Consider the following 18,864-nt stretch of genomic DNA (forward strand, 5'->3'; position numbering starts at 1 on the left):
ATAAAAATAGAGCACTAAAATGCGCCCTTTGTCCGCAACTTAGCCCCATTTCAGAGGCCGGGAGTATTCTAATATAGGCGCCCCGTAAACAGGGCCTTAAAACCCTTGAAAACACTGGCCTGATTGGGCTAAGTTGCGGACACATCACCCTCTGTTTTGCCGCCTGCGCCGTTTCCGTTCCCGCTCGGATTTCCGTCTGGCAAAGCTACGGCAAAAATCCGAACAATACGCCTGGCTTGTGACCGGAAGGTAAGCCTTTCCGCAGACCGGGCATATCTTCTGCCTGAGAGAAGTATCTTCACCGGTCAGGGCAGATTCCAGCTTTGGCTCCGTAGGCAGCACCGCCGCCCGGAAATAACGGCAGAACGCGCCGGTCCACCATTTATTCAGCATGTAGCAGGGACAGTCCAGGGGGAGGCAGAGCTTATCCTGGCAGTCATAGTTGGCGCACAAACTCGTCACCAGCCTTCGGATTGCCGCCCGCTCGGATCGTGTCAGTTCTCTTTCCGGTGGGGCGCTCATTTGCGCCCACCTTTCCTCGCCGGAAATTCCAGCTTGAAATTCACATACTTGCCGCCCGTATCATCCAGCACCACAACCGCGTCATAGGTCCGGCCCGTTTTTTCACTGTAAAGCCCGGACATAGAAACGCGGCCCTCTTTCAGAAGGGCCGCCGCAACGGTTTTTGTCAGGGTTTTCTTCTTACCTGTAAAGAATTTGTTATCTTTCCAGAGGGCAAAGGAGCAGTCTCGCTTTTCACAGAAAAATCCCTTTTTGCCCTCATACACAGTGCCGCCGCAGCGGGGACAGGTGCCGACAGCCTCGCGCCGGGTTCCTTTTGCGTAAGGGAACAGGCCGGCAAACCGTTCCTCCGGTGCGGTATGTTCTTTGACAAGCCCCCTGTTCATATCGGCGATCCCTTCCATGAAAGCCTCCGCACTGATCTCGCCGCGCTCCACCTGTTTTAGTCTGGATTCCCATTCCGCGGTAAGCAGCGGGGATTTAATATTATCCGGCAGGACCGTAATCAGGTTGGTTCCCTTTTCCGTGGGAATGAGCTGTTTTTTCTTTCTCTGCACAAAGCCGGTTGTTACCAGCTTTTCCAGTGTAGCCGCACGGGTAGCCGGGGTGCCTAAACCCTTGCGCTCTGCATCCTCCGGTGCGTCTGCCGCGCCTGCCGTTTCCATAGCTGCCAACAGGGAATCCTCCGTATAGTGCTTTGGCGGGGAGGTCTTGCCTTCCCGGACGCCTGCTGCCACCGGTTCAAAGGTCTGGCCCTGGGTAAGCTCCGGCAAGGCCGCGTCTGCGGGGTCCTCCTTTTCCAGTTCCGCCTGTTTCAGCCCCATGCGGTAGAGCCGTTCAATTTCCTTCCAACCTGCCTGCAAGACGGTCTTTCCTTTCGCTGTGAAGGAATGGCCTGCACAATCCAGTACCACCGTGACCGCCTCAAAGCGGTGCGTCTGGCCGGTGGCGCAAAGGAGCCTCATGGCGATCAGCGCCAAAACATCCCGTTCCCCGGAAGGGAGAGCAGACAGGTCCGTCCGGGCGATCTCCACGGTGGGAATAATGGCATGGTGGTCGGTGACTTTACTGCCATCCGTTACCCGGTCAATATCCGGTTCTTCCAGGCATCCTTTCCCGAAAGGCATGTTGTCCCGCAGCCACAGGATCAGGGAGGCGGCGGTTGCCTGCATATCCTCGGTCAAATACTGGCTGTCGGTACGGGGATAGGTCGCCAGCTTTTTCTCATAGAGGGATTGCAGGTAGTCAAGGGTCTGCTGGGCGGTGTAGCCGTAGATACGGTTACATTCCCGCTGCAAGGTCGTCAGATCATAGAGGCGGGGAGGCTGTACGGTCTTTACCTGCTTTTCCACTGAAAGGACAGAAGCCGTCTGCCCGTCACATTCCCTGCGGATTGTCTCTGCTGCCTGTTTTTCCGCCAGCTTATCACCGGAAGCAGTAAGACCGCCGCAAGTGATCTCTGGGACATAGAAGGGCCTGCTGGTAAATGCCTGAATCTCTGCCTCACGCTGCACCAAAAGCGCCAGCGTTGGGGACATGACGCGCCCGACATTCAGGGTGACGCCGTACAAGACAGAAAACAGCCTGGTCGCATTGATCCCAACCAGCCAGTCCGCACCGGCCCGGCAAACCGCGGCCTCATAGAGACGGTCATAATCCTTACCGGGGCGCAGGTGTTCAAAACCGTCCCGGATCGCCGCGTCCTCCATACTGGAAATCCAGAGGCGTTCCATCGGTTTCCTGCACCCGGCATACTCATAGACCAGACGGAAGATCAGCTCACCCTCGCGTCCGGCGTCAGTGGCGCACACCACGGAATCCACCCGTTTGTCCTTCATCAGCCGGCACAGGAGGTCAAGCTGTTTCTTCTTGTCCTTCGGCACCTCATATTTCCATTCGTCCGGCAGGATCGGCAGATCGCCATAGCGCCATCTGGCATACTGTTCCCCGTAGGCTTCAGGCTGTGCCAGCTCCAGAAGGTGGCCGACGCACCAGCTCACCAGGTAGCCGCCGCCTTCCAGATAGCCGTCCTTTTTCTCATCTGCGCCCAATACCGCCGCCAAAGCCATAGCGACAGAGGGCTTTTCTGCAATCACTAATTTCACTTGTCATCCTCCATTTCTTTGAATATAGAAAAGGCAGCCGCATAGCTGCCCTTATAAACTCGGTTCCTGTTTTGCCGCTGTTTTTTCCTTTGGTGCTTTTTCTGCCTGTTCTTTTACCTGCGCCTTATTTTCTGCCAGCCGTTCCAGGAGCCCCTTTTCCTGTTTCCGGCCAAGAGTTTTTGCCGCCCGGTCATAATACTGTACCTTATCGGAAAGAAGGTCAGCCGGAGCCACCTGGGTCGCATTAACTTCCTTAACCATGCTTTCCAGTTCCTTTGCCTGCATATCGCCATTATCCGGTACGATCAGCACCTCATGTATAGACGAGGGGAGAACATAGAAATTCTTTCCAAGCAGCTCACCGATTTTATCCAGAACCCCGTCCCGCGCAAGAATCCCGGAACCGTTTACTTTGCTGGCATTTGTCAGAACATACATTGGCATAGTAGCTGCATCCAACGGTTCTGTGCACTCAAACAGATTTTCAGGTTTTGACGAGAACATGATTTCGTCCATCATATCTTCCATACTGTAAAAACAGACCGGGCTTCTTTCTGTTTCTGCCGCAACTGCATCCTGATGAAGCTGCTCTTTAGTAACACCCCACAATTCCATCATACGATCTGTAACAACAGCAGAGGCAACACCCTCTTTGCTCTCCATGACCTGAATCCGGTAGACCGCAGCCAACTCTCCGCACGGGGTAAACGGTTTATCTTTCAAATACTCCCGGTTTTGTTCAGGATCGCATAGACGGATAGCAAGCATGGGCTTTACTTGTCTGTAATCCATTAAGTCCGATACTTCAAAGGGAACCCTGGTATCTTGTTCCGTCCTGATCTGTACGATTTCCCGTATGATTTCATCCATTGGCCGCCCCTGCGCAAGCTGCTTGGCATAGGGTTCCAAATAGATTGTCGGGACAGTAATTTCTCCGTCGTTTCGGATCATAAGGCCGGTAAGCCTCCGGTCATTTCCTTTTGTCACTTCTTCCAGAGTGATATGAGCCTCCTGATACTCCGGCGGTAAATACTCCCGGATATGGTTTTTGATATATTCCGCAATTTCAGTATTCATCTATTATTCCTCCGTTCCATATTTTCGTAACCTTCATCCGCCATTTTTCCTGCCTGCATCAGACAGAGCAGCACAACGCCGGCTACCGTACCGGCTGTAAATGCGATAAGGTGTGTTATGATACTCCACATAAAAATGCCTCCTTTCGGGCAAAAGAAAACGCCCACTGTCCAAGTGAGCGCTGTGCCAAGTTGTCTTATTCTGTTTTACTTTTTCGGGAAATAGATTTCTCCCACGGGTATTTCCCGCAGTTCTTTTTTCATTTGATGTGCGAAGCGGATCGTCCTTACGGTTCCGCCTTTTTCCCGCCCGTCATACACCGCGATTACCCGGTCAGAGTGTTCCACCATATAGCGGTTGCGGTGGGAATAGACGCTGGGCTGGTATTCCTCCTGTATCACAACCACATCACGGCAAGCCTCCAGCATTTCATAGGTCCGCCTCTTTGCCCTGAGACTGTCCAGCCGTTTCTGATATGGGATTACGGCAATCAATTCCAATGAAGGATCATCTTTCTGCTTTTCCATAACTATTTCCACAAAATACTGATCCACGCCCTCCGCGACCCCACTCATGAAGCAGGTAAAGCCGTCCGCAACCGATTTTTCAATTTCACGCAGCAGGGCAGCCTTTACATAGTTGATCTGATTCTGCGGTAAATCCCTGTGTCCCGTGACACAGCATGTTTTCTTTTTCATCTGGCACCTCCGATAATAGATTAAAACTACCGCCTTGCTATAGTGTAGTAGGTTTATTTTAGCAAGTCAACGCAAATACCCTTTTTCATCTACCGAATATTTACCTCCTGTAAGGTACAATCTATTATGCAGAAGGAGGTGACTATGATGTATGAAGATTTTGTCCCGGAACGGCTGGCAAAGCTAAGGGCGCTAAAGGGAGTATCTGCCCGTGACATGTCTTTGTCGCTGGGTCAGGCGAACAATTACATCAATAACATTGAGAATAAGAAGTCACTTCCCGCCATGCAGTCCTTTTTCTACATCTGCGAATATCTCGGCGTAACACCCCAGGAATTCTTTGATGAAGGAAATGCCTGCCCGCAGACACTACAGGAATTTATGACTGAGGCCAAAAAACTGGACTCAAAATCAATGGAATATATTCTCGGCATTATGAAAGAACTCAATAGCAAACGGTAGAGCGGCCAGCAGTTGGCCGCTTTTCTTAATATTGTATCCGGTAATGTCCTGATAATGTCCCATCCCTATACCGGCGATAATCCCTGTTTTGTCCTAAAATGAGCCGCCTTTTGTCTGGCGGCTCATTTTCCTGCTGCACTCTTTATCATTTCCCTGTACTGCCAAAGGCGCCGGTGCCCCGCTGCTCCCCAAGCTCTGTCACAAAATCCGCGATCACCACCGGCGTAATGACGAGCTGGCCGATCCTTGAACCTTTGGGAATGTGCCGCGTCTGGCTGCTCACATTGCTAAGAATTGCATGGATTTCCCCACGGTAGCCGGAATCTACAGGCGGCAGCTCGCAGACCAGCCCTTTGACAGCCATGCTGCTGCGGGGGAACACATATCCGGCAAACCCATCCGGCACCTCGATCCCAAATCCCAGGGGAATTTTCGTAATCTCGCCGGGCTGTAGGGTGCAGTCATAGGGCATATACACATCCGCGCCGGCATCGTTCCCATGTGGCCGGTAGGGTCTCTGATCCTCCGGCACGCCAAAATCGATCAGCTTAATCTTCATGGGCGCCGCCTTCCATAAGCAGCGGGTAATCCGCCGCCAAAATCCCGCCGGGCGTCATGCTGCCCGCGATCTTTCTTTTGCAGCTCATTTTCCCCTCCAGACATTGATCTCTCTGGCAGAAAGGGCCGGTAAGATCGGGAGCAAAGAGTACCTGGCTCAATGAAAAAAGCTCCTGCCAGATTTTCAGGAGCACGATCCGGGTCTCGTCCGTATTGCGCCGGCATACCCGCTGGCCGATGATATGTTTCCACTGGTAAGGTGTTGCGCTGATAATCAGCACATTCCTAAGGCCCTGGGGCGTGACATAGCCCGCCGCGTCGTGCCCGATCCCTGCCGCGCACAGTTCTTCGTAACAATCCATATCGGATTTACAGCTTTCCAGATACATTTCCTGAATTGCCTTCGGCGCAGTCAAAATCTCATAGGGTACAGCAAAATCCGCCTGTCCCGCATAGTTGCTGTACTGTAAGGACGCACTCATAAACTTTACCTCGTTCTGGTGCCTGGTGATCTGCGCAAGGAAACGCCTGCTTGCGCCTACAATGGCAACGGTGATAACCGCGAATTTCTGGATCGTGGGGTGCGGGAGCTTGCTGATCGCCGTTACGGTATCATTGCTGAACGACTTTTCATAAAGCGCCGTCAGATCCTCCATTGTATTGATCTTATGCCCGCGCTGGGTAAGCCTGGCCGCAAACACCATGTTTTTCTCGGCCTCCGCCACCGCCTGGCAGTTCAAAACCTTTACTTCAATTCTGTTGATTGGTCTGTCCCTCCTTTACAATCGCTTTCAGTAAAAACAGATAGTTAAGACTGTCTGTGATCTTCTCGTCCCATGTGCCGGCGTCAAAGCTCATGCCGTCGGCAAAGCACATGTCATACAGGGAAACGATATGCTTTGCCAGCATCCCGGCAAGGGCACGCTCCGGTGTCGTGTGCTGTAAAGCAGCGGCAGCCTTGAAAGCCCCCAGCCGGTCCGTATCGCCCCCTGTGTATTCCTTTGTTTTCTTTTGCAGGATTTCCCTGCATAGAGCCACCTGACCGTCAAAAACGGCATTGACCTCTTTCTGCGTGATAAGGCATCCCTCCTTTGAAAATGGTTTTGTCCCGAATCCTGTATAGAATCCGTGACAGTTTACGCGCTTGGCAGATAAATCCAGTCGTGCATCAGGCACACGCTCGGCTCGTCCTCCCTGGGGACCAGCCGGTAGGTACATTCCCCGTACACGGTCCGCTTGTCCTCGATCTCCATTTCATAAGCCTTGTAAAAGCGGTATTCGATATTGGAGATAATACATTTAAGCGTCTGCAATGCCTCCCGCTGGGAAGTCACGATCAGGTCACGGTCCACGCTGCGCTGTAGGAACAGTAGCGACTTGTAAAGCTGTACCTCCGTGCGGTAGGGCCGGCAGTCCATCGTCTCCAGCCAGTGGCAGAAAGCTACCGGGCCGCTCAGGGCCAGTTCCCGCTCGGGGTGGTAATACTCGTAGCAGTCCAGGTTGGCCGTGTTCAGCAGGTACAGCATTTCCCTGATCTCATTTTCCGGCATGTCGTAAAACCTAAGAAGGGAGCGGTACAAATGCACATAGCCGGGTATTGAAACAATGGTATTCACCATAGAAAAAATCCTCCTTGTAAATGACTGGTGCGGGAGCACATGCCCCCGCACCGGTTTTCAGTCTGCTTCGTTGTTTACTTCCACCAGCTTTGCCATGACGATGAAGCGGCTCGCGCCTCCGGGCGTGCAGGTGGAAAGGGTCAGCACCTTATCGCTGCTTGTCACCGTGACGTCCGTTTCCACAACAGAACGCTCCGCCATAGCGGTAAGCCAGGTCGTATAAGCGCCGTCATCCTTCCAGCTAAGACGCCAGGGAGAGGTATCGCTGCCGGATTCGGAAGGCTTTGCCACAAACGCCGCGAAAACCTCACAGAGATAACCGCCCTCCGGGGTCACAAGGTACATCTGCTTATGGGTATCAAAGTAGCTCTGTTCGTCATACTCATTCAGGGCGGCGAACATGGAGCCGTCCCGCATGTTATGTCCGTAAATAATGGTGTTCCGGTCAGAAAAATCCGCCTTGTTCTCATAATCCGCGAACAGGCATCCCACCTTATTGTAGGTGCCGTCATACAGGTGGTGCAGGTAATACTCGTTGTCATCCGCCTGCGTTACCGGGTAGTTGATCACCGTATCGGGAAGGGTAAGCCACCCGATGATGTCCGGCCCGCTTTCCCGCAAAGATTCAAAATCCACCATAGGAAGAACCACGGAAGGGGCTGACCCAGCAGGTTCCGTTTCAATGGGTGCGGTCCCGGTCTCCATATCCTCCGGTGTTTCGGTCCGCTCCGGCAGCTCCACCAGTCCTGCGAGGTCATCATAAGCCCCGGCGCTTTCACTGTACTGGCAGAGGTCACGGACCATCAGGAAGCCGCTGCCTAACGCCAGTGCCGCGCAGAGGGAGAGGGCCGCAATGCCCGCAGCCTTTGTCTTAGGGGTCTGTCTGCTGTATTTCCCCTTCTTGAAATAGAGGGCAGCAAACATCCCACCGCCGATCAGAGCCAGCGCCAGAAGGCCGCCGTACAGGAAAATGAAATTGTCATCACCGGTCTGCGGTACTGCCTTATCAGGATTAGACGGTGTGGAAGGCTTGGACGGTGTTTTCGGATTATCAGGAGTTTCCGGTTTTTCTGGTTTCTCATTAAAGAACTGGACCGTTGCGGTCTGGTCCGCCTTGATCTCCACCGTGGCCGCGTCAGGAATGATATAATCCTTGCTTGCACGGTTGGAAAGCTCGGTTACGGTATAAATGCCGACGCGCAGCCCCTTGACCTCGATCACGCCGGATTTCGGTGTGGTGAAGGTCTCACAGTAAGAACCGTCTGCGCTCTTGACCTCAATGGCAAATCCGTCCTTGCGTCCGTCACTGGAATCTTTGGTGATTTTCAGGTTGCCGCGGTATGCCTCATTGGTAAATCCCCGGCCTGCCTCGCCGTTTTCGATCACAACGGTCTGGCCGTCCTCGGTGATCGCAAAGTAATAAGCCTTTTCGTCAGGCTGGTAGCCCTCCGGCGCTTTCTTTTCTTTTACGAAATAGCCCTTAGCCAGAAGATCCTCCGCCATGTGGAATCCGCCGTCTGTCTCTTTCAGGGCGCCGACCAGCGTATCTTCGGCATCCAGCTCCTTGTTGCCGTTGGCGTCCTCATACAGTTCAAACACCGCGCCGGAGAGGAAGCGCAGGAAAGTATTCTCCTTATCGCTCTCCACAGAGGAAGGTTCATCCACCGCCTCGGTCTTATGGAGCTGCACCCGTCCGCGGATCAGGGTATTATCCACGCGGAATTCGATTGTCTGGCCGTCCGCACCGATATAAATGTGGTGTTCCTCCGGGCTCACCGTATAGAGCGCGGGAGCGGAAATTTCCTTTACAATCCAGTGACCGTAAGGGATATTCTCAAAGGCAAAGCTGCCATCCTCACCGGTGGTTACGGTAAGCAGCGCGTTTTCCTCGGTAAATTCTTCGGTGTCAGGCTTAAACAGGCCCATCACCGCGCCGGCCAGCTTCACATCTTCGCCAACCTCCGTGCTCTCGCCATATTTCACACCGTCAATGCGTCCGCGGAGCAGGTCATTGGGAACAGCCTCGCCCTCATTTATCAGGATAGAGACAAGAGCAGCCTCCTGACCCGCATATTCAAAAACTACCGGGTATTTGGTATCGGAAAGCACATAGGCGCTGTTGGTGGTGCGCTCCTGCACATAATAGCTGCCAAACGGAAGGTCGGAATCAAAGCAAGCGTCATAGCCGCCCGCCTCATTTGCGGAAACGGAGACCACTTCCAGAAGCCCGCCTGCCGGGATCACGCTGCCATCCGCCGCCGTCAAGTCAGCGGAAGCATACAGACCAAAGGAAATGTCCTTGTATTCCTCATTCATGCCAAGCCCGAAAAGCTCGTCTGTTTCCAGAGCTTTGAACAGGGCAACATCCACTTTCTGGCGCTCGTCATACAACCCTACTGCGGTCTGCGTGACCTCCACGGTCTCGCCCGCGTAGGTCAGCTCCGCATATTCCGGGACAGCATTTACGACCATGCCAGCCGGCGCCTGCCGTTCTTCCAGACGGTAGCGGCCCAGGTACAGAAGTACGCTTGTGGCGGTTCCATCTTCCCCGGTGGTAAGGGTCTCTACAACTGTGTCCTTTGCTACTCGGAGGGTCCCGTCGCCGGTGTAAATATCCTCGTCAGCGATCACATCATAAACTGCGCCGGGAAGCCCGGCCACTTCATATACCGGCTGATACAGGCCGTCGTTTTCCTGGACGGAAGCGAACACCTCGCCGGTCTTTGTGATGGTGAGCTGGCCCTTCTGGGGCATGTTGTACTGTGTGACGGTCACAACCGCCTCGCTGCCGTCAATGGTGAACGGTACGGGCTCACTGGAAAGGACATAACCGTAAGGAGCCGCCACCTCATAAAGCTCATAATCCCCGGTATGCAGAGGTTCCGGCAGCATGAGCCAGCCTTCGTCCGAAACATAGAAGGTATCAAGGGTCTCCGGGTTTGGGTAGAAGATTTCCTGGGTGACAAATTCCCCGGTGGAAAGGTCCTTGATCTGGAAGCCCGTGCCGGTCATCGGGATAATGCTCCCGGTCTCGGCGTCGCATTTCTCCACCTTGAGCCTTGCGGTAATGGTGCGGTTATTCAGAATATAGCTGTAGGTCTGGCCGTCTGCGGAAATAAAGACGGTAAAATCAGGAATGAACGCCTTGCCTTCCTCACCGGCTGTCTGGTGGACCGTATAATGGCCGTAAGGCAGCATTTTGGAGGAAGTAAAGCCGTCGCTGTCCGTGGTGAGCAGGTCGCGCTCGCTTTCCTTCGCCGCATCATAGCTACCCGCCGCCTTCAAGTAGATTTCAAAGACGGCGCCGGCCTCCGGGTGCTCGATCACACCCTCATTCGGTTCTTCCGTATTTTCATCTTCGGACACATCCGGGTCCGGGTCGTCCGTATGCTTGACAAGCTGGATATTGCCATAGATCACGGTTTCCGTGACCTGGTTCTCCGTAGTGTTCAGCTCCACCTCGTACAGCGCCGGGGAAGCGCCCACCTCATAGACCGTATCATTCAGAAGATAACCGGTGCTGGGCTCGATTTCCCGTACCGTCCAGCTATCGCCGCAGACATAGTAACGGGTCATAAAGCTGCCGTCCGGCCCGGTGGTATAGGTATCTACCAGCTCGCCATTGTTATAAATCCCATAGGTCGCCCCGGCAAGGGTGGCGTCGCCCTGGGCGGTCCCGGTGTCCGCGTCGCTCTTTACCACATGCACGCGGAATTTCTTCAAAATATTGCTGAAATGGACGGAAGCAGTCTGGCCGCTCTCAATAGTGATGTACTGTGCGGAAGGGGTCACATAGCGGTCAACCGGGATTTCCGTCACCAGGTAAGTGCCGGGCAGGAATTTCTTTTCCACCTGGCCGTTATCCCCGGTAGTAACAGTCTCATTGACTTCATTTCCCAAAATATCCGTGCCGGAAATGCGGAAGGAAATGCCGGACACAATGCCGTCCTCACTGGTCTTGACGATCTTCGCGGTGCCGTAGGTCTCCGTTTTGATGTTCATAAAGAAGGAAACCGGGTCGCTGGCGCCGGTCATCATGGTCTGATAACCAGGGCGGCCCCAGATCAGCATGTCGTTGGCAACCGGAATGTCTTTTCTGAACTCAAAGCTCACCGGCTCCATAATCATGTTTTTGCTGGTGAAGGTGTACTGGTTGCCGTTCCTGCTCACGGTCACGCCGCTGCCGGAAAGCATTTGCAGGTCGATATTCAGGTTGTTGGTGTCGGTAACAGTCAGGGTATAGACCTTTCTGCTGGTGTCCCATTTCAGTTCCAGAACAGGGGCATCCCCCTTATTCGCCGCGGTAAAGGAAGGGACGGTGGAGTGGGACGCCACCTGTTCCAGAATCCAGTTGTATGCCTTTTCCGCAGGACGCCCGGCAACCACGCTGTAATACTGGTCCGCCGAAGCGTGGCCGTTGCTGTGCCGGCTGTAGGGGTCGCTGCGAAGCTGCTGCTGGTATTCCCAGAGGATGATCTGCGTCGCCATTTTATAATCGTCCTCATTGATTCCGGAAACAGGAAGGGAGGCGCCGGGTTTCCAGCCATAGATCGCAGTCAGGGTAATGCCGCGCCTGGCAGCGGACGGGAGCATATTCAGGTAATCGCTGTTGGTCCCGTTCTCCGAAGTATAGGTATTTTCGGAAGTGTTGTAGGGAATCCCGCTCTCCACGCAGTAGACCGAATGGGTCACGCCGTCCGAATCTGTCAGCATGTAGTGCCGGTAGGCGCTGCCGCCGGAGCCGGAACGTTTATCCGTGGTTCCGTCTGAATTGTAAGCAAGGAAATTGGTAGGCACCGGGGAATAATAATGCTGCCCGTCAGACCCTACATACTGGTCGCCCAGCCAGGAGCTTGCTTTCTGGCCCACGCCTGCCGCAAACGCCTGGGCGGGAAGCAGGCTAAAGACGCATACCGCGCAGAGTAAAAATGCCACGATCCTGTGCAGACCGCGGCGGTGTGTATTCGTTTTCATATTCACGATAGAAAGACCTCACTTTCATAAAATAGGTAAGGACGGCGCATTACTCGCCGTCCTCATGGGTGCTATCCTCAAAGTCATCCTCGGAGAGATATTCCGGTTCGCCGTAAGCCTCGTCCGGGTCAAAGCCCTCCCCGTAGCCGTCGTCCTCGTCAAATTCGTCCTCGTCCGCCGCCTGCTGTTTCGGGCGCACGATCTTCACATAATAGCCGACGCCTCCGACTGCAAGCAGGGCGACGATGATAAAGATGATCGTGCCGACGCTGCCGGTATCTTTCTTTGGCTGTTCCGATTCAGCCGGTTCCTCCGGCTCTGCCGGCTTTTCCTTTCCGATGCAGCCGTTTAAGTCATTTTTGCAGACCGGGCAGCCGGTATTGACTTTTCCGGCCTCGCATTTCTCCTTACAGGTGCAGACATCCGCAGCGGGGATCACGCTCACGCTGCCATCATTCTTTTCCGCAAGGGCCATCAGGTCCGCCTCGGTGACGCCATTCAGAAAGTAAACGTTGTTGTCGTCACGCTTGCCGTCAATGATAAGGTAGAACACATTCCCGGCCTCGGTGGTAATGGTGTAAAACTGTTTATCCCCATCCTCGCCGGTGGCGCTGTCCAGCACGGTCCCGGTCCCCTCCGGGGTGAAAGCGCCCTCCGGGACGGAGGAAGTGGTGGGCTCCGGTGTGCCGGAATTTCCTGTACTGCCGGAGCTGCCGTCCTGGGAGCTTGTGCCGCCCGAATCCGTTCCCGTATTGGAACTGCTGCTTTGGGTGCCCGTGCTGCCGGAAGAAGCTGCCTGGGTCTGTACCGGTTTTGTTGCCGGGGTGCTGCTCTGGCTCGGCTGCGTGGGGGCAGCCGGCTTTTCCGTGGACACCGGTTCCTTGTAATAGGGGTTGTCAAATTGCACGGCATCAGAACGGTTGCCGGCATAATCCACCGCGTAGACGCTCACTTTTTTATCTGTGCCGGCATAATCCTTCAGCGCGACAGAGGCTTTCCCGTCCACAAGGGAATTTACACGGGTCTTGTCGATATAGACCGCCTCCACGCCGGAATTGTCGTCGCTGCTTACGATCTTTACGGTTTCCCCATCCAGCACCGCCGTAAGCGTGGGCGGCGTGGTGTCCTTGCCCCCGGCGGCAAAAGCCGTCATGGGCAAGGTCATGGCGCCTATGAGAAAGACAAGCGCCACAAGGAGAGAGATTCGTTTAGTCCTCATGCACTTCCTCCTGTTCCTGCGGCGAAGACTCCTGTGCGGACGCCATCTGCCGCGTTTTTAAGAATTCGGCCAGTTCCTGGGGCGTCAGGTGGTAGCTGCGGGCCACCGCCACAAAGTCGGTGTTCTCCAGCTCCGTTTTCTGTTTCTCCAAATCCTGGAGCCTGGCCTGCTGCTCCGCGATCTTCGCCTTGGTCTTTTCAATGTCTTTTGCCAGTTTTTCAATTTTAGGGTTCAAGTTGTTACCTCCATTCTGTTAAGGCAGCCGCGCAAAGGTGTAAAAATGCTGCTGCCAGTAACTTGTATTGATATTTGCGTAAGAGATCGGGTCCCCGCAGTGGATCATCATTCCGTTACCCACATAGATTCCCACATGGCTTGCGCCGCTGGTGTTATAGGTCCCCTGGAAGAAAATCAGGTCGCCGGGTCTTGCGTCCGCACTCGATACAGGCGTACACACGCCTAAAAGCCCGTCCGCGGTAAGCCGCCCGAAGTTCCAGCCGGTATGGTTGACTACCCAGGAAACGAAGCCTGAACAGTCAAAGGAAGTGGAAGGGCTTGCGCCGCCCCACACATACGGATAGCCTAAGTATTTCTCCGCCTCCGCGATCATGGCCGCGAACTGTTCATCCGCAAGGGCCTCCGGCGGAATATCGTAATCAAAGTAGCTGCCGCCTCCGCCTGCGCCAATGGCTGGCAGCCCGGTACTGCCGGTGTCACCGGTATCTGCAAAATACAGCGGATTCAAATACTGCCCGTCCACCAATACCTCCAGGTGCAGGTGCGGCCCGGTGGAATTGCCGGTGCTGCCGACCTTCGCGATTACATCCCCGGCCTTTACTTCCTGGCCCACGGACACAAGAAGCTGTGAACAGTGGCCGTATTTCGTGGTAAGGGTATGCCCCTCGTAAGCCTCGCCTTCAATGGCGACACACAGGCCGTAGCCGCCCGCGTTTCCTGCCAGCGTAACCGTACCGTCATGGCCGGCTAAGATTTCCGTGCCCTGGGCCATGCCGATGTCAACGCCGGTATGGTAGTTCTTTTCCCCGCTGATGGGGTGTACCCGGTAGCCGTAGTAGCTGGTGACATAGGGCAGCCAGTTTATCCCAAAGACATTTTTCACATACTGCCGGTTGCCCTTGGTCTGCAATAGAATCTCACAGATTTCTTTCTGCTCGGTGCTCATGCGCTGCACCACCAGGTTTGCAAGAGGCGTGGCCGTGAGCTTTACATTCAGAATGTGCCACTCATACGGTACTTCTTCCTCGGTTTCCTCGCCGGTCTCCGGGTCAACATGGGTCTCTGTCCGGTAGCGGATTTCCGTTTCCTCCGTAAAGGTAAGGGAATACTGCTCATTAAAAAGCTGCCGCAGGACGCCCTCGATCTGCTCATAGGTGAAATTCTGATAGGCAGAAGTGAGATAGCCCATCAGGATATAGGGGTCATGCTCGATTGCGCCGATGTTATAGCGGTACTCGTCATAACCGGGCCGGTCTGTCTCCACACGGTCTATTTCCATTTGCAGGTCTGTTTCCCACTCGGTATAGATAAGCTCCGCGTTGTTGATGTCCTGGTCCTCCGCCAGATAGGTAGAGGCGGCGATACTTCCCAGGCCCCCGGTCCCGATATTGGAAAACGAGGAAAACAGCGAAGAAATGAGAAATACCACCAAAAGCAGAAGGACGAGAATGCTGCAGATAACCGGGTGACGCTTGACGGTGTTTACCACCGAAGCAGCGATCTTTTCCGTTGTAACGGCTGCGTTCTTTGCCCGCTTTCCGGTTTTCTGTGCCTCCCTTGCGGCTTTGGCATACTGCCGTTTCAGCTTTTGCTTCTGCCACATCCGGGCAAGGAAATTTTTCTTTAGCTCCGGGTGTTCCGAAAGGGTCTGCCGGTAGGCAAGCTTCGCGTTAGCCCTCGCTGATTTCTGCTGTAACTTTGTCACCCGGCGGTATGGCGCTGTTTTATGGCGGTGGTACAGGGTGCGCGCCCAGGCCTCACCCACAAGCTCGGTGCGGTGGGCGGCTTTCACGCCGACATTTTCTTCCTCCGCCTGGTAGATTTTCTTATGGGCGTAGCCGACAGCCGTATTCGCTGCCGCCTTTACCGGGCGCATGGGAAGGGAGCCCTTTACATGCGCCCGCTGGGATTTTACTTCCTGCTCAAATTTCAGCCGTTTTTTTGCTTTGCCGGTCTCCGGGTCGGAAGCCGTCTCCATCCGCAGTTTTTTCCGGGAAGGCAGACGCGCCTCGGCGTCCTCCAGCTTCTTTTCCACACGCTCGGCCCTGCGCCTCGCCTGGGTCAGCTTTTTATCCGCCGCCTCCGGTGGCAGCTCGTCAGCGGTAAATTCCAGCTTGGAAGGCCGTTTCGGTTCTCCCTCGGCTGAACCCGGCTGTTTCTCCTGGGGTTCCTCGGCTTTTGCCGCCTCCTGGAAACGCTGCTGGTACTTGTTGCCATGCTGGTGCATCCGGCGTCTGCCCGATGTTTCCCCGGCATTTGTGCTGCCGGCCTCCGAAGCAGCGGAAGCCTCCGAACTGCCGGAACCGGGCAACTCCTGGCCGCCGCGCCGGGAAAAGTCTGCATCCCGGCGCTGGAGCCTGCCGGAATCACTGTGCCTGGAATCCTGCTGCCTGCTTTCGCGGAAGCTGTCACGCCCGGAAAAATCCGGCCCGTTTTGCTGCGGAACGCTGCGGCTGTCCTGAATGAAGCTGTCAGAATCCCCGGACGACTGCCGGGAAAAAGCCTCCGCATGTGTTCCATAGTCCGCAGATTCATAAGCCGCCATTTCATCCACTGGCTGCCGGGAAGCAGCAGCATACGTATTGGAATCCGTTGCTGGAACTGCGCCGTCCTCCGAAGCCCCTTGATACAGGTTCCACCCTCTATGGCGGTTATCTTCCTGCACAGGAGCGTCACGGGCCCGGCGCAGATCAAAATCCTGCCCGCGCATCTCGCCGGTCCGGACGTCGGTTTCTGTTTTTCCCGCCGGCTGCCGCACCGCGTCTTTGGGCCGTCTGAACTCTTTATCACGGGACATATCCATCACCTCCAGTCTGAATTATCGTTGCTGGTCTGCCGGCGCTCATGCGCCTGCCACTTCATCCGGCCTTGTGGTAAGGACCGAATACAGAAGGGTGTCCTTCGGGAAGTGATCGACGAAAGGAATAATCACATTGCCGAAAAACAAAAGACCCTCGCCGGGGCCGGAATGGGTCACATAGGAAAGCTGGTGGGGCGAAATGCCTAACTGCTTCGCCAAAATCTGCCGGTCTCCCTGGGCCTGGTTGAGCATGTAGATAAAATCCGAGTTCTATAGTGATAGGTAAGCCTCTGATATCATCTCGGGCTTTTCCCCCACTCCACACCGTGCATGCGACTTTCACCGCACACGGCGTTCCATCGGTTAGTATTTTTCATTGTCTAAACAATCAACCTTTGAATAGAATAAAAACTGTAGTAGTTGAAATAAGATTAAATAGGTTGCATGGAAGCCAACTCACGAAGGTGGTTAACCTTTATAAGCTGTTTGATATCTAGCTGTAGTAAATCCATATATTTGTAAATAGTTTCCGCTTTTGAAGCATGAATGAGTTTATGTACGGAATTCTTTATGAGAATAAGATTCTCATAGGCATCCGTACCGCCTAAATGTCGGGGTAACTTATGATGGCAATGAATTTCCCCAACAGAGGAGAATTCAACACCTGTTATAGCACATTTTCCCCATTGGGCTGAGAAGAGAGATATTCGATTGTCTGCGTATTCCGCACTATTGGAATAGGCTGGTTGACGCATGAGAGCCAACATCATAGGGATGTTGATTCTCAGACAGTTGTGAATACCTTCTCGTCCTTCGGGAGTGTAATAATTCCAGCTCTTCTTACGGAAAAGTGGGTTTTTGTGCTGTGTGTATCCTATTGGATACACGGGCTCATTCGTACCAGCGACATATCGCATCATTTTGGATTTACCAAAACGGGCTTTTTCAAACTCCGTAAGCTCTCGCCCTGTTTTCACAAGACGGTTGCCTGTGCGAGTGCTAAGCCTGTTTGTCAGCAAGGTCATGACTGTGCGGTTTAGGGAAGCACAATCATGATTAACATGTGTGGCGATACAGTAATAATTCTGCATGCCAGTAACCATACTGTTATAGAGTCTGATTTCCCCCTGTTCGCCATATATTTTGCGAGGGTGAACGATTCTCTTTGCCTGTTCTTTAAGCTTCTCCCTTTTGTGCTCGAGATTTTTATCTGCGATATGAGATATAACCACGAGTTTGTTGCCTTTTCTGTGAACTTTCATTTTGAATCCGAGAAAATCAGAGTAATGATTTCTTACATTGACAATCCTCGTTTTCTTTTCAGAAATTTCCAGTTTGAGCCTTTCTTTCAGCCACAGAGTGACTGCACATTTGGTGCGTTCAGCGGAGTCCTTTGTCCTACAAAAGATTCGAAAATCATCTGCATAGCGAACAATGAACATTTCCTTCAGGTTAGATTTCTTAGCCTGTCGAAAGCCGTTTTCAGGTCTAGCATTCCGTTTGCAAATCGGACACCATTGCCATTGACTTTCTACCCAGTGGTCTAATTCGTTAAGCACGATATTAGCCAGAAGTGGCGATATAATACCTCCCTGTGGGGTTCCTTTGTCGGGTGTGATAAAAGTCCCATCTTCCAGTTTGATTGGTGCTTTGAGAATTCGTCTTATGACAAATATCAGTTGCTTGTCATGAATACCCATAGCCCATATCTGTCGTATCAGCTTGGCATGATTCACGTTATCAAAGAACCCTTTTATATCGAATTCAATGACATAGTGAAGATTGGCATGTTGAAGTAGCTGATAACTTCTTGCTATAGCGTTCTCAACCGAATGGTTCGGTCTGAATCCATAGCTGTTTTTGCTGAACTTAGCCTCACAAACAGGTTCCAATACCTGTTTGATACATTGTTGAACAAGTCTATCCCATATACACGGAATCCCTAAGGGTCTCATTTTACTTGGGTCGTATGGTTTTGGTATCTCCTTACGCCTTACAGGTTTTGGGCGATACCCATGTTCACTTCCATTAATAATAAATCTAACTTTTTCAACAACCTCATCGGGGGAACATCTTCCAATGTCCTCGATTGTGAGATTGTCTGTGCCACTTGTTTTACTTCCCGTATTTTTCTTGATATTTCTGTACGCTAGAAGAATGTTTTCCCGTTGAAGAATGACAGACATTAAATCTGTAAAAACTTCTCCGTTCAAACTTGCCTGGTATAGATTATCAATCGTATTCTGCATTCCGTAATACTCATTGTGACGCAGATTATCCTCACAGAGCAGTTGCTTTTTCTTTTTCATGGTCATAAGGCATCACTCTCCTTTCTTGGGAAAGTGTCCCTTTTTGTCATACTCGTAATCCTTATAAGATTGAATGACAACAATTGTTTCTAACCGACTAAAGCCCATTCCTCGAGCCCGCCTTTTTCGTAGGGCTGTCGTAGGTTCGAGCTTCGCTTTTCAGCACAGATTAGGCGGCTTATATGATTCGTCCGCAGATTGCTTATGAGCAACTCTGTACCTTTCCACGTTCCGATAATTCTATCTGTGCATATATCCTTAGGTGTTCGCTATAGTCCTGTCAG

The 18,864-nt window shown here is 53.1% G+C and carries 15 protein-coding genes and 1 pseudogene; 1 reads left to right on the forward strand and 15 read right to left on the reverse strand.

Annotated features, from left to right (window positions below):
- Positions 1–144 precede the first annotated feature (144 nt).
- The 5 genes from KFE17_14205 to KFE17_14225 form a co-directional block, all read right to left on the reverse strand.
- Entirely contained in the window at positions 145–522 is a 378-nt protein-coding gene (locus tag KFE17_14205) for a cysteine-rich VLP protein (protein QUO31944.1), read from the reverse strand.
- A complete protein-coding gene (locus KFE17_14210; GenBank protein QUO31945.1) occupies positions 519–2,627 on the reverse strand; it encodes a DNA topoisomerase 3 in 2,109 nt (702 codons plus the stop codon). Before KFE17_14210 ends, KFE17_14205 begins: the two co-directional genes overlap by 4 nt.
- A gap of 51 nt (positions 2,628–2,678) precedes the next feature.
- Positions 2,679–3,704 (reverse strand): hypothetical protein, encoded by a 1,026-nt coding sequence (locus KFE17_14215; GenBank protein QUO31946.1) that lies wholly within the window; start codon positions 3,702–3,704, stop codon positions 2,679–2,681.
- Complete coding sequence (locus KFE17_14220; GenBank protein QUO31947.1) at positions 3,701–3,835, reverse strand: DUF3789 domain-containing protein; 135 nt, start codon at positions 3,833–3,835, stop codon at positions 3,701–3,703. Before KFE17_14220 ends, KFE17_14215 begins: the two co-directional genes overlap by 4 nt.
- A gap of 75 nt (positions 3,836–3,910) precedes the next feature.
- Positions 3,911–4,402 carry a DUF1273 family protein gene (locus tag KFE17_14225; GenBank protein QUO31948.1) on the reverse strand — a complete coding sequence of 164 codons (492 nt, stop codon included), beginning with the start codon at positions 4,400–4,402 and terminating at the stop codon, positions 3,911–3,913.
- A gap of 147 nt (positions 4,403–4,549) precedes the next feature.
- On the opposite strand from KFE17_14225, the gene KFE17_14230 reads away from it, so the two are divergent.
- A complete protein-coding gene (locus KFE17_14230) occupies positions 4,550–4,864 on the forward strand; it encodes a helix-turn-helix transcriptional regulator (GenBank protein ID QUO33733.1) in 315 nt (104 codons plus the stop codon).
- A gap of 145 nt (positions 4,865–5,009) precedes the next feature.
- Here the strand turns inward: KFE17_14230 and KFE17_14235 are convergent, their stop codons facing one another.
- The 10 genes and pseudogenes from KFE17_14235 to ltrA form a co-directional block, all read right to left on the reverse strand.
- Positions 5,010–5,423, reverse strand: a complete 414-nt coding sequence (locus KFE17_14235; GenBank protein ID QUO31949.1) for a deoxyuridine 5'-triphosphate nucleotidohydrolase — start codon at positions 5,421–5,423, stop codon at positions 5,010–5,012.
- Positions 5,413–6,126 carry an FAD-dependent thymidylate synthase gene (locus KFE17_14240; GenBank protein QUO33734.1) on the reverse strand — a complete coding sequence of 238 codons (714 nt, stop codon included), beginning with the start codon at positions 6,124–6,126 and terminating at the stop codon, positions 5,413–5,415. The genes KFE17_14235 and KFE17_14240 overlap by 11 nt, the downstream gene beginning before the upstream one ends.
- A gap of 46 nt (positions 6,127–6,172) precedes the next feature.
- Complete coding sequence (locus KFE17_14245) at positions 6,173–6,499, reverse strand: hypothetical protein (GenBank protein ID QUO33735.1); 327 nt, start codon at positions 6,497–6,499, stop codon at positions 6,173–6,175.
- A gap of 59 nt (positions 6,500–6,558) precedes the next feature.
- Positions 6,559–7,041 carry a hypothetical protein gene (locus KFE17_14250; GenBank protein QUO31950.1) on the reverse strand — a complete coding sequence of 161 codons (483 nt, stop codon included), beginning with the start codon at positions 7,039–7,041 and terminating at the stop codon, positions 6,559–6,561.
- Between the two features lie 57 nt (positions 7,042–7,098).
- Positions 7,099–12,015, reverse strand: a complete 4,917-nt coding sequence (srtB, locus tag KFE17_14255) for a class B sortase (protein ID QUO33736.1) — start codon at positions 12,013–12,015, stop codon at positions 7,099–7,101.
- A gap of 49 nt (positions 12,016–12,064) precedes the next feature.
- A complete protein-coding gene (locus KFE17_14260) occupies positions 12,065–13,234 on the reverse strand; it encodes a DUF4366 domain-containing protein (protein ID QUO31951.1) in 1,170 nt (389 codons plus the stop codon).
- Complete coding sequence (locus tag KFE17_14265) at positions 13,224–13,469, reverse strand: DUF4315 family protein (protein QUO31952.1); 246 nt, start codon at positions 13,467–13,469, stop codon at positions 13,224–13,226. The genes KFE17_14260 and KFE17_14265 overlap by 11 nt, the downstream gene beginning before the upstream one ends.
- 18 nt (positions 13,470–13,487) lie before the next feature.
- Positions 13,488–16,268: a peptidoglycan DD-metalloendopeptidase family protein gene (locus KFE17_14270; protein ID QUO31953.1), complete on the reverse strand. Its 2,781-nt coding sequence runs from the start codon at positions 16,266–16,268 to the stop codon at positions 13,488–13,490.
- A gap of 45 nt (positions 16,269–16,313) precedes the next feature.
- A pseudogene (locus KFE17_14275) lies at positions 16,314–16,541 on the reverse strand (hypothetical protein).
- A gap of 161 nt (positions 16,542–16,702) precedes the next feature.
- Positions 16,703–18,586, reverse strand: coding sequence for a group II intron reverse transcriptase/maturase (gene ltrA / locus KFE17_14280; protein QUO31954.1), 1,884 nt, complete (start codon positions 18,584–18,586; stop codon positions 16,703–16,705).
- Positions 18,587–18,864 lie beyond the last annotated feature (278 nt).

Origin of the sequence: Faecalicatena sp. Marseille-Q4148 (assembly GCA_018228665.1) — a bacterium.
GTDB lineage: Bacteria > Bacillota > Clostridia > Lachnospirales > Lachnospiraceae > UBA9414.

Coding starts and splice junctions, on each gene's coding strand:
- KFE17_14205 (QUO31944.1), bottom strand. CDS start 522: ATGAGCGCCCCACCGGAAAGAGAACTGACACGATCCGAGCGGGCGGCA.
- KFE17_14215 (QUO31946.1), bottom strand. CDS start 3,704: ATGAATACTGAAATTGCGGAATATATCAAAAACCATATCCGGGAGTAT.
- KFE17_14220 (QUO31947.1), bottom strand. CDS start 3,835: ATGTGGAGTATCATAACACACCTTATCGCATTTACAGCCGGTACGGTA.
- KFE17_14225 (QUO31948.1), bottom strand. CDS start 4,402: ATGAAAAAGAAAACATGCTGTGTCACGGGACACAGGGATTTACCGCAG.
- KFE17_14230 (QUO33733.1), top strand. CDS start 4,550: ATGTATGAAGATTTTGTCCCGGAACGGCTGGCAAAGCTAAGGGCGCTA.
- KFE17_14235 (QUO31949.1), bottom strand. CDS start 5,423: ATGAAGATTAAGCTGATCGATTTTGGCGTGCCGGAGGATCAGAGACCC.
- KFE17_14240 (QUO33734.1), bottom strand. CDS start 6,126: ATGGTGTTTGCGGCCAGGCTTACCCAGCGCGGGCATAAGATCAATACA.
- KFE17_14250 (QUO31950.1), bottom strand. CDS start 7,041: ATGGTGAATACCATTGTTTCAATACCCGGCTATGTGCATTTGTACCGC.
- srtB (QUO33736.1), bottom strand. CDS start 12,015: ATGAAAACGAATACACACCGCCGCGGTCTGCACAGGATCGTGGCATTT.
- KFE17_14260 (QUO31951.1), bottom strand. CDS start 13,234: ATGAGGACTAAACGAATCTCTCTCCTTGTGGCGCTTGTCTTTCTCATA.
- KFE17_14270 (QUO31953.1), bottom strand. CDS start 16,268: ATGTCCCGTGATAAAGAGTTCAGACGGCCCAAAGACGCGGTGCGGCAG.
- ltrA (QUO31954.1), bottom strand. CDS start 18,586: ATGACCATGAAAAAGAAAAAGCAACTGCTCTGTGAGGATAATCTGCGT.